Raw genomic sequence first — 11524 nt, 5'->3', positions numbered from 1 at the left:
ACAATAAGGACAACTAATAAACAATCTTCCAGAAATCCCTAAAACAAAAATGACTGAGTAAGCTTAATACTATACTCAGTCATTTTTTTAAGTCTCTTAAAAAAATAGAAACTTTTTCAGTGCCCTCTCAGTTGATTGGGATTCTTTTATTATTTAGGAGCAACCTCTGATATCACATAAATATCTTCATTGTCCTTTTTCATTTTATATTTTTCTCGCGCGATACGTTGGATTTCACTTGGATTATATTGCGCATCTTTGATGGATTTTTCGAGATTATCGATTTCTGTTGTATAAAATTCTTTTTCGTACTGCAACTTGTTACGTTCCTTTTGGTAACCATATTGGGTTGCAAAGTCATAGCGATCAAAAAAGCACATCCATACCAAGAAGGCCAATCCTGCAATGAGGAATTTATTTTTGACTAAAGATACTGCTCTTTCCATGACACAAAAATAAGATTAACTTTTAAAATTCTCTTAAATATATTGATTTTAAACCAAACAAAAAAAGGAGAAACTTTCGTCTCTCCTTTTGATATGCTAGAAATAAGAAAACTTATTTTTTGATAGCAAATTTGAAATCTTTACCGATGAAACGAGCGTTAGCACCTAATTCTTCTTCGATACGTAGCAATTGATTGTATTTAGCCATACGGTCAGAACGTGAAGCCGAACCAGTTTTGATTTGACCACAGTTTAATGCTACAGCTAAGTCAGCAATTGTTGCATCTTCTGTTTCGCCCGAACGGTGAGACATTACTGAAGTATATCCAGAGTTTTGTGCTAAAGTAACAGCATTGATAGTTTCAGTTAATGAACCAATTTGGTTAACTTTTACTAAGATTGAGTTTGCAGTATCCGCGTCAATACCTTGTTGTAAACGTACAGTGTTTGTTACGAACAAATCGTCACCTACTAATTGAACACGGTCGCCGATTTTTTCAGTTAATGTTTTCCAACCAGCCCAGTCATCTTCAGCCATACCATCTTCGATAGAGATAATAGGATATTTTTCCGTTAATTCAGCCAAGTAAGCAGCTTGCTCTTCGCTTGTACGAATAGCACCTTTATCACCTTCGAATTTCGTGTAATCGTATTTACCGTCTTTGTAGAATTCGGAAGAAGCACAGTCTAATGCTAAACAGATATCAGAACCTGGTTTGTAACCAGCAGTTTCGATAGCTTTCAATACAGTTTCTACTGCATCTTCAGTACTATCAAATGTTGGAGCAAAACCACCTTCGTCACCTACTGCTGTAGATAAGTTACGGTCGTGTAAGATTTTTTTCAATGTATGGAATACCTCTGCTCCCCAACGCAATGCTTCAGAGAATGAAGGTGCACCAACAGGCATAATCATAAACTCTTGGAATGCGATAGGTGCATCAGAGTGAGAACCACCATTGATGATGTTCATCATTGGAATAGGTAATGTATTTGCATTTACACCACCAATGTAACGGTATAATGGTTGACGTGATTCTTGAGCAGCAGCTTTAGCAACAGCTAAAGAAACACCTAAAATCGCGTTAGCACCTAAGTTACCTTTATTTTCAGTACCATCAAGATCGATCATGATCTTGTCGATAGCATTTTGTTCGAATACATCAACACCTACTAAAGCTTCTGCAATTTTAGTGTTCACATTCTCAACAGCTTTAAGAACGCCTTTTCCTAAGTATTTTGATTTATCACCATCGCGCAATTCTACTGCTTCGTAAGCTCCTGTTGAAGCTCCAGAAGGAACCGCAGCACGACCTACAAAACCATTTTGCGTAGTTACATCAACTTCCACTGTTGGATTACCGCGCGAATCTAAAATTTGACGCGCTTTAACATCGATAATTAAACTCATTGTATTTTAATTGGGTTTATGACTTTTTCTAAAGATACACTTAGTGTATTTCGGACACTAATATAGTAATATATCGTATTTATTCCAAAAATAAGTAATTAATAATAACTATTGCTATAAAGTTAAAAATTAAAAGAAGCCTTCAACCGGGGAGATTGAAGGCTTCTTAACTAACCAATTATTAACCTAAATTATGAATTACTAATACATATTCAATAGCTGTGCCAAAACAAAAATGGCAGTTGCCTTTTAACAATCTTTTAACATTTATACTTAAAGCCTATATTAAATTGCCTACTTTTGTAGCATGGAAATCACATCGATACTAAGAAAACTACAGATTACCGAATTGAACAATATGCAGAAAAGCGTATTGGAACAATTCAAAGCTAACCAAGATTTTGTCTTACTTTCTCCTACTGGATCAGGTAAAACATTAGCGTTTAGCTTATTAGTATCTAAACTTATCCAATCGGATAAAGCTTTAAAAACTCAAACTCTTGTTGTCGTGCCGACACGTGAGCTAGCTTTACAGATTGAAACGGTGATAAAAAAAGTGATCACAGGCTATAAAGTCTTATGTGTATATGGTGGTCATGACACCAAAATAGAAAAAAATGCGCTTCGTGATGCTCCATCTATTATTATAGGTACTCCAGGACGTATCATCTATCACCTTGAGCGTAACTATATTACGACAGAAGATGTGCATACTTTGGTGTTGGATGAATTTGATAAATCTTTAGAATTAGGTTTTCAAGAGCAGTTACAACAAATCATAGATGCTACACCAAATATCAAACAGAAGATTCTGACATCTGCGACAGACTTGACAGAGTTACCTGACTTTGTGACATTGCACGATGTCATCAAAGTAGACAACTTGGATTCGGAAGAAAATAAGCCTTCTATTGTATATAAAAAAGTAATTGCACCAGCACAGCATAAATTAAAAGCATTATTCAATTTATTATGTATGCTTGGCGATCAGAAAATTTTGATTTTCTGCAATCATCGCGATGCTGTAGATCATATTTCCGAATTATTGGATGACCGTGATTTGATTCACGATATTTTCCATGGTGGATTAGAACAACGAGATCGTGAATTGTCTATACTAAAGTTCCGAAATAACAGTAACCGTATCTTGTTGACTACAGATTTGGCAGCACGCGGTTTGGATATTCCCGAAATTGATGTCATTATTCACTATCAATTGCCAAGTAAGGAAGATGCTTTCATCCACCGTAACGGTCGTACAGCACGTATGCATGCTAAAGGTGAAGTTATTGTCATGCTAAAACCTGATGATGATTTCCCTTACTTACCAGAATCAACAGAAGAGTTAGTTATAGAAGAAGATCTTCCGCTTCCAAATAATACCCCTTACTCTACTTTGTTTATCTCTGCGGGTAAAAAAGATAAGGTAAATAAAATTGATATCGTAGGCTATATTCTTAAACTTAAAGGTCTAGAAAAAGATGATATTGGTATCATCGAAGTGAAAGACAAAGAAGCTTATATCGCTGTAAAAAGGAAAGTTGCTACCCAAATAATCAAAGAAGGAAGTAACGGAAAGATCAAAGGCAATAAAATAAAATTTATCCGAACTTAATCAAGTTCGGATTTTTTATTTAAAAAGATTTCTAAAATTCATCTTCGACAATTCCCAGACTTTCACAGCAAAAAGTACTATCATAATCACATAAATCAATTGAATGGCGGAAGTTATTTTGTCTTGCAAATCGAGACTAGGAACTATTTCATTTAAATTTCTAGAAATTAAATTATTTATCACAGTTCCTAAAATTATTCCAGCAAGAAAGCACAGATAACTGAAAAATTTATTTTTATCAGCAGCATTTTTCTTCAGCTCGTAATCTTGAATTTTCTGCAACATCCGATCCTCGAAATCCGAAAACGGCAATTTCAGTTTACTATGTGAAAGTATCTCTTTTAAGTTTTTATCGTCCAATTTCATAATACTCTCCTTTCATTGATTTGGACAAAACAGCATATAAATGTTTCCTCCCACGGTGCAGTATAGTTTTAATATTCGTTTCTGTCCATCCAGTCACTTGTGTTACCTCCAGAATACTGAGTTCTTCCAAGTAGAATAAGCGCAAAGCCAAAGCTTCATTAGATGGAAGTTTTAATAAGGCTTCCTGCACAAGATGTTCTCTCTCCTTTCTTTCTAAAAGATGAAAGGCGGATTGATCAAATGACATATCATGCTCTTCCAAATTAAATTCCTGTATCGTACCTTTTGTCTTTCTTAACGCACCAAAAGAACAATTGACCACAATACGATACAGCCAAGTACTGAATTTAGCATCTCCCTTAAAATTACGTAAGGATTGATAACAGATCATAAAAGCATCTTGCACGATTTCTTCAGCAAGATGCTCTTGTTTGACAATGGATATTGCCACCGAATAAGCCATGTCTTTATATGTCTTCAAAAAATAGTTGAAAGCATGTAAATCTCCAGCCAATACTTTTTCGATGTAAAGTCTATCCATTCTGTTTATTCTTCTGTAGAATCCTTTTTATCTAATTGTTGGGCTACAATCAACGATATTCCTGTGAAAATAACGATAATACCAATACTTATCGAACCGTGTAAATAGAATTGGTTGAAGCTTTTTAATAATCCGACTACCAATACACCTAGCCCTGTGCCTAAAACTACAATTCCTGGTTTCTGCCAATCCGATTTTTGTTTAACTAAATTTGGTTCATAAGTTTTAGGCTGCATCATTGTTTTATACTTCATAATGAAATATATTGATAAAACAATTGCCGCAAAAAAACCTAATGAGACAATTGTTGCCATCATTTCTTTTTCCATAATTTCTCCTTTTTATAATATTAGTTGCGATCCAAATACAAAAGGTTGCACGTAAAATAAAAAAAGCATTTTACTTTATGTAAAATGCTTTATATCAATATTTTTATTTTCTTTATTTAATATATCCTAAAACTTCAGAAGGTACTAAAGTTTTGACTGTACCTCCATTTGCTAAAATATCTCGAACTATAGTAGATGAAATATGTGCTAATCCTGTACGAGCTAGTAAGAAGTAGGTTTCTATTTCGGGAGCTAGAATAAGATTGTTTTGTGCAATAGCATTTTCAAAATCCAAATCCGTAGCATTACGGAGACCACGTAAAATAAACTTAGCACCTACATTTTTGCAATACTCAACTGTCAAGCCTGTAAACGTATCGACGATTACTTTGGATTGGTCACTATATAATTCTTCAATAGCAGCTTTACGTGTTTCAAAATCTAACAATCCCTTTTTAGAAGAATTAACTCCAATAGCAATATAAATCTTATCAAACAAAGGCAAAGCTCTATCCACTAAATCTTTGTGTGCAAAGGTAAATGGATCAAAAGAACCAGGAAAAACTGCTACTTTCATACTTATTTATTTTGATAAAAACTGAAAGAGGAATATCCATACTTTCTAGTTTCGACTAACAGAGGATGATCCACTAACTTACGTGTAGACGGATGTTCCACTACTAATATACCACCTTCTTTTAACAATCCGTTATCCAAAATCATTTGCGGCAACTGAGGAAGCTGTGCAACATCATATGGTGGATCTGCAAAAATAAAATCGTACGATTTTTTACAAGAAGTAATAAACTTAAATACATCGGCTTTGCGTGTAGCAATATTTAAATCATATTGCTTAGCGATATCCTTTACATAAAAAAGGCATTTAGAATGAATATCTACCGCATCAATTTCCTGGGCACCTCTAGAAGCTAATTCAAATGAAATATTACCAGTACCGCAGAAAAGATCTAGACAACTGCAATCTTCCCAATCCAATTGGTGTTGCAATATATTAAATAATGCTTCTTTGGCAATGTCTGTCGTTGGACGAACCGGCAAATTTGTAGGTGGATTTAGACGGATACCACCAATTTTCCCACCTATTACTCGCATATAGACAAATCTACTAAGGTATTTAAGTTTTTTATAGCTTGAGAAACTTTACTATTGTACGATTTCCAGCTATATGTTGATTTCATTTCGTCCAATTGCTTTGTGTAAATAGACAATCTATCTCCCCATTCGGAATCTTTAGGTGCACCACTTAACATAATTTTTTGAACTTTACCTTCGATAGCAAAGTTTTTCATGATGCTCAGCACGTAATAGGCTAAATCATCTGGAGTTTGGATTTCGAAAGTATTATAAAGACGTATTTCGCTATTTACAAACAGAAAAATATCAGCTTGATTACCATAAATATGAACCGTTAATAATTCTAAAGCGTAATCAATATTTCGGAATGCTTGTCCCAATACCGCTGAAAAACTTGGCAAAATCATCGCAGAAGGAAAAATGCTTCTCCATCTATTCATCAATGTAGCCTCTATTTGATATAAAGCGGTAACACCTTGATTTTCGATTTCCGTAAATTCAATCCTATCTTCACGTGTATCTAAGAAATAGTCGGTGTATAAATCTATTTCACTGGGATCGAATACTTCCGACGGAATCCATAATAGGCTTTGATGAGGCAGGCTGACATACACCTTTTCAAACGGCATGCTCAATATTTTGGTAGCTTCTAACGATGGCTTTTCATTATAATAAGTAATATAAACCAAAACATCATTTTCAGGCCCTACTACGACCAAATGATCTCTATGCAAATCACTTTGAACATATAATGTGTAAGATGGAATATAATGTAAATGAAAATCTCCCGATATGTAATTCATGTATAAAAAGTACTTAGAAATGACGCTAACAATGTGCCCTTCAAACAAAATTAGCTTTTAGAATTGAATTGACAAACCTTTTTGAATAACTTTGAACGTGCATATAAAAAATTTACTCTTACAACAATTTTTATGGTCACCCACACCTCAACAAGAGCAAGTTTTTGGGTTATTGGCTGAATTTCTTCATACCTTCTCGAATCAATCTTGTTTTATACTAAAAGGTTACGCAGGTACTGGTAAGACGACTATCATCTCCGCTTTGGTCAAATCCCTTTCGAGCATTAATAAAAGATCTGTATTGCTCGCTCCTACTGGTCGAGCCGCTAAAGTAATGAGTGCGTATTCGGGAAGAAGAGCACTAACTATACACAAAAAAATCTATCGTAAAAAAAGTGCAGTCACGCTTCAAATGGATTTTGATATTGCGGAAAATCTGCACGAGAATACCTTATTCATCATTGACGAAGCATCCATGATCAGCACAGAAGGATTTTCTATGTTTTCTAATGGATTGCTTTCGGATTTGATTCAATATGTACAATCGGGCAAAAATTGTACGCTTATGCTTGTGGGCGATACAGCCCAATTGCCTCCCGTAGGACTAGATTATAGTCCCGCTTTGGACATTAACTACATCAATGCCGAGTTTAATTTAGAAGTATTTACTTACGAAATGACAGATGTGGTACGCCAAGATAAAGACTCAGGAATACTTTACAATGCCACGAAAATTCGTAATGAAATTAAATTGGATGAGGAATCTCCAGACTATACGTTTCCACAGTTTGTAACACAAGGATTCAAAGATATATTTCGCATGACAGGCGATAGGCTCATAGAAGGATTGCATTATGCCTATGACAAATACGACATAGAAAACTGTATGGTGATTTGTCGATCGAACAAATCTGCTAACTTATACAACAAGCATATCCGCAATCAAATACTTTTTCGTGAAGAAGAAATTACGGGTGGAGATATTGTCATGATCGTCAAGAATAATTACTATTGGCTGCAACAGCATGATGAGAAACATACAGGTTTTATTGCCAATGGGGATATGGCCATCATAAAAAAAGTGAGTAATATTCACGAAATGCATGGGTATCGATTTGCAGATTTGTATTTGGAATTTATGGATAATAATGAAGGGGATGCTATTCGTTGTCGTGTATTATTAGATAGTCTTTACGTAGATGCTGCTCAAATGCCCTATGAAGATCAACAAAAACTTTATCAATCTATTGCGCAAGATTACGATGATATTGCCACGAAAAAGGATCGAATGGAAGCCATAAAGAAAGACCCTTATTATAATGCTCTTCAAATCAAATTTGCCTATGCGATCACTTGCCATAAAGCGCAAGGTGGTCAATGGCCTTTAGTATTTGTAGATCAAGGCTATATGACGGACGAAATGCTTACTACGGAATTTCTACGTTGGCTTTATACAGGAATAACCCGTGCTACAAAAGAATTATTTTTGGTGAATTTCAATGAGAAATTTTATTAAAAAAGCCGTAACCTTATAAGGATACGGCTTAATAATAGAAGAATAAAATGTATTATTGAATATAACTAAGCGTAAAATTGTAACGATACTCTTTGCCAAAATGTCTATATTGATCCAATGGAGGAGATTGCCAAGCATCCAATCCTGCAACACCTCGTTGGAACAAGTCCACATTTAATACCACATTCTTAGTTGGAATAACATCTTTAAAGTGTTGTTGCTTTTTCGTAAGACCAGCATCCAAATCTTCTATTCGGTAATTTGTAGCACTCACAGACAACGGCTGTCCTCCCTCAATACGAATTCCTTTACCACTATCATCTGTTAATTTCAACCAACGTACGTCCGTTTTATTACCCGTCTCTTGTGGTCTATAATAGGCAAATGCTTGGTCTTTCACATCACCTTTCCAAATTCCCATAAAAGTATCAAACTTACGATCTATATAATTTTCCCAAGGGCCACGACCATACCAAGTGAAATTGTGGAAACGATTTTGTAATTCGAAATTAAATCCAAAACGTGGCAATTCAGGAAGATTATCGCTCAAAGCACGATAAGTAGCATCTACAGTCAAGCTACCATCTTTATTTACCAAATAAACTAATTTTACTTCAGCCTCCACCCCTACTGGTTTTACTGTAAATCTAATTTCATATGCTCCATTCTTTTCTTCCACTCCATCAAATTTGGTTTGGCGTAGATAAGACGCAGCTTCCCATACTCGCATTTTTTGTTGTGCTTTTTCTCCAAAATCATTATCTGTTGGTGCTCTCCAAAAATTAGGCGTAGGGAATTTAGTGATATAATCTTTGCCTGGACCATTTACCCAATGTAATCCATCATTTTTACCAAATTCATAAGTTACGCCATTTGCGACAAATGTCAATTTCCAACCGCCCTCTTCGAATTTCTTAACAGGCTCTCCGTCTTTTGATTTATTAACAAAATAATTATTTCCGGTTAATTGAAACTCTTCTTTTGCCACTTCGAATCCAGCATCGGTAAATTGTGTAGCATTTTTCGTATAAGCAAAGACTTGCAAGTAATATTCTGCACCTGCTTCTTGTTCGATTTTCGGTAACTTCAATTGTACATCTTGACGTGAATCTGCAGCAATAGTTACTTCAAAATTACCTTCAGCAATTTGTTCACCATTCTTTTGTAGCACCCATTTGAAGCTGTGATCTTTTGGTGTAACTGGAATAAATTTGAAATCATTGATTACCGTTACTTTGCCAGAATTAGGATTTTTTGATTCAAATAAGATATTTTGATATACTTTCTTTACAATATGGGTGTGGGGCAAATACTGCAAATCAGGGGAGATAATTCCATCCATACAAAAATTACCATCATTCTGCTTATTGTATCCATATAAATCACCACCATACGCAAAATATTCCCGGCCTTGCTCATCTTTGGTTTTGTAGCCGTGGTTGTACCATTCCCAAATAAAACCGCCCTGCATATTCTTACTGCTGCGAATCAAATCCCAATAATCTTGGAAATTCCCCATACTATTCCCCATCGCATGCGCATATTCACACATGATATATGGTCTACCAATATCCTTCTTTGATACATCCACCATTTGGTTCCAACTCGGATACATGGGACATACTATATCTGTATTTTCTTTCCAAAAAGCTTGCTCATATTGCACAGGACGACTCTTATCTCTTTTCTTCGCCCATTCGTACATAGTATAATAAGCTTTTCCATTACTCGCTTCATTACCTAAGGACCAAATAATTACTGAAGCATGGTTTTTGTCTCGTTCTACTAAACGAATCATACGATCTAAATGCGCATTTTGCCACTCGTCAAAATACGCTATATTACTTTCGCCTTGACCAAGACCATGTGATTCGAGATTAGCCTCATCCACCAAGTACAAACCATATTCATCACATAGTCTATACCATAATGGTGACTGCGGATAATGCGACATACGTACAGCATTAATATTCAACTCTTTCATCAATTGAATATTACGAATCATCGTGGCTGAATCTACCACATTACCCGTATTCGTATTGAATTCGTGTAGATTAACGCCTTTTACTAAGATTTTTTTCCCATTTACAAGAAGTTGACCGTCTTTGATTTCAACTTTTCTAAATCCAATTCTATGCGAAGTAGTTTCTATCACCTTATTTTGATCATCACGAAGTGTAATAATCATATTGTACAAATTCGGAGTTTCAGCAGTCCATTGTAAAGGATTTTTGATCACTCCAGCCACCTTTGCCGTAGAAATACTATTCGATGCAATGTCTACTTTTTGGTTTTGGCTAAATACTTTTTTACCCAACTTATCTACAATACTTACTTCTATAGTCTGAGCAACAGTTTTTTGTGTATAATTCTGCACGTTAACTTCGGCACTGAACAATCCGTCTTTGTATTTAGCATCCAAATCAGCTAAAGAAAAGAAATCTTGGATACGTGTCTGAGCCGTACTATACAGGTATACATTACGATTGATACCGCCCAATCGCCACATATCCTGATCTTCCATGTAATATCCATCAGAAAATTTATGTACCTGACAGGCTAATAGATTTGATCCTGGACGTATATATTCTGTAATATCAAATTCTGCCGGGCTTTTCGAGTTTTCTGTATAGCCCACCTTTTTACCATTTACCCATACATACATGGAATTGGTACCTGCTTCGAAATGTAAGTAGACGCGACGTCCATCCCAATCTTTAGGAATTTCAAACTTATGTCGGTATGCTCCTGTAGGAGAATCATTTCGGTCAATAAATGGAGGATTAATAGTAAATCCATATCCAATATTGACATACATCGGGATACCGTAACCATTGAATTCCCAATTGCCTGGTACTGGCATCAATGTCCAACCTGAATGCCCAGATGTTTGGTTTGGCTCACCTTTTTTCCATTTCTGTTTTATATTATCCGAGTAGTTTTCTTCCAGATAAAAATCTTTTGGAGCATCTGCAATTTTGTCCACCCAATAAAATTGCCAATTACCATTTAAAGATTTATAGAAAGGCGAATTGGAAAAGTGATTTTTTAATGCTTGCGCCTCAGTAGCATAAGGAATTGATGTGCTTCGGGTATTTTCTTTGTTGATCGCAAATACCTCCGGATTTTCCCAATCCGGTCTCGTCTGGGCAAGAGCAGACATAGCATTTACCAATGCCACAATCAAGAATATTTTTCTCATTGTTAGTTTAGTTAATTTAGGAATTCCAAACATAACAATTTATTCTCAATTACAAACTCTTAATAGTTATGAAAATAAAAAAGTATCACCGAAATTACAATTAACCAAAAATAAATTAGACGCTCTAAATAAGAATTTTTACTAACAGCGAATTCAGTTCCTTAAATCTAAATAACACTCAAACATAAACAATAAGTTTG

General features: G+C 35.1%; 11 protein-coding genes. 2 read left to right on the top strand and 9 right to left on the bottom strand.

Annotated features, from left to right (window positions below; genetic code table 11):
• Nucleotides 1-149: 149 nt before the first annotated feature.
• Both H8B04_RS10910 and eno read right to left on the bottom strand, forming a co-directional pair.
• The gene (locus H8B04_RS10910; protein WP_165291766.1) at nucleotides 150-446 is read right to left on the bottom strand and encodes an FtsB family cell division protein; all 297 of its coding nucleotides are present in this window, start codon (nucleotides 444-446) and stop codon (nucleotides 150-152) included.
• Between the two features lie 112 nt (nucleotides 447-558).
• A complete protein-coding gene (gene eno, locus H8B04_RS10905) occupies nucleotides 559-1857 on the bottom strand; it encodes a phosphopyruvate hydratase (RefSeq protein ID WP_190302353.1) in 1299 nt (432 codons plus the stop codon).
• Nucleotides 1858-2164: 307 nt separating this feature from the next.
• On the opposite strand from eno, the gene H8B04_RS10900 reads away from it, so the two are divergent.
• On the top strand, nucleotides 2165-3472 hold the full coding sequence (locus tag H8B04_RS10900) for a DEAD/DEAH box helicase (protein WP_190302352.1): 1308 nt from the start codon (nucleotides 2165-2167) through the stop codon (nucleotides 3470-3472).
• 15 nt (nucleotides 3473-3487) lie between these two features.
• On the opposite strand, the gene H8B04_RS10895 is transcribed toward H8B04_RS10900, so the two are convergent.
• From H8B04_RS10895 to H8B04_RS10870, 6 genes are all read right to left on the bottom strand, one after another.
• A complete protein-coding gene (locus tag H8B04_RS10895) occupies nucleotides 3488-3838 on the bottom strand; it encodes a hypothetical protein (protein WP_190302351.1) in 351 nt (116 codons plus the stop codon).
• Nucleotides 3822-4379, bottom strand: a complete 558-nt coding sequence (locus tag H8B04_RS10890; RefSeq protein ID WP_190302350.1) for an RNA polymerase sigma factor — start codon at nucleotides 4377-4379, stop codon at nucleotides 3822-3824. The genes H8B04_RS10895 and H8B04_RS10890 overlap by 17 nt, the downstream gene beginning before the upstream one ends.
• Nucleotides 4380-4384: 5 nt before the next feature.
• Nucleotides 4385-4708: a hypothetical protein gene (locus tag H8B04_RS10885; RefSeq protein WP_190302349.1), complete on the bottom strand. Its 324-nt coding sequence runs from the start codon at nucleotides 4706-4708 to the stop codon at nucleotides 4385-4387.
• A 112-nt stretch (nucleotides 4709-4820) separates the two neighbouring features.
• Nucleotides 4821-5285 (bottom strand): pantetheine-phosphate adenylyltransferase, encoded by a 465-nt coding sequence (gene coaD / locus H8B04_RS10880; protein ID WP_190302348.1) that lies wholly within the window; start codon nucleotides 5283-5285, stop codon nucleotides 4821-4823.
• A gap of 2 nt (nucleotides 5286-5287) precedes the next feature.
• A complete protein-coding gene (locus H8B04_RS10875) occupies nucleotides 5288-5821 on the bottom strand; it encodes an RsmD family RNA methyltransferase (RefSeq protein ID WP_190302347.1) in 534 nt (177 codons plus the stop codon).
• Nucleotides 5812-6606, bottom strand: a complete 795-nt coding sequence (locus H8B04_RS10870; protein ID WP_190302346.1) for a DUF3822 family protein — start codon at nucleotides 6604-6606, stop codon at nucleotides 5812-5814. The genes H8B04_RS10875 and H8B04_RS10870 overlap by 10 nt, the downstream gene beginning before the upstream one ends.
• A 97-nt stretch (nucleotides 6607-6703) precedes the next feature.
• On the opposite strand from H8B04_RS10870, the gene H8B04_RS10865 reads away from it, so the two are divergent.
• Nucleotides 6704-8122 (top strand): ATP-dependent DNA helicase, encoded by a 1419-nt coding sequence (locus H8B04_RS10865; RefSeq protein WP_190302345.1) that lies wholly within the window; start codon nucleotides 6704-6706, stop codon nucleotides 8120-8122.
• Nucleotides 8123-8174: 52 nt separating this feature from the next.
• Here the strand turns inward: H8B04_RS10865 and H8B04_RS10860 are convergent, their stop codons facing one another.
• Nucleotides 8175-11324, bottom strand: a complete 3150-nt coding sequence (locus H8B04_RS10860) for a glycoside hydrolase family 2 TIM barrel-domain containing protein (protein ID WP_190302344.1) — start codon at nucleotides 11322-11324, stop codon at nucleotides 8175-8177.
• Between the last annotated feature and the right edge of the window lie 200 nt (nucleotides 11325-11524).

The organism is Sphingobacterium litopenaei, from assembly GCF_014692495.1.
Classification (GTDB): domain Bacteria; phylum Bacteroidota; class Bacteroidia; order Sphingobacteriales; family Sphingobacteriaceae; genus Sphingobacterium; species Sphingobacterium litopenaei.
The sequence above is the reverse complement of the archived record's forward strand: the minus strand, read 5'-3'. Positions and strand labels throughout refer to the sequence as shown.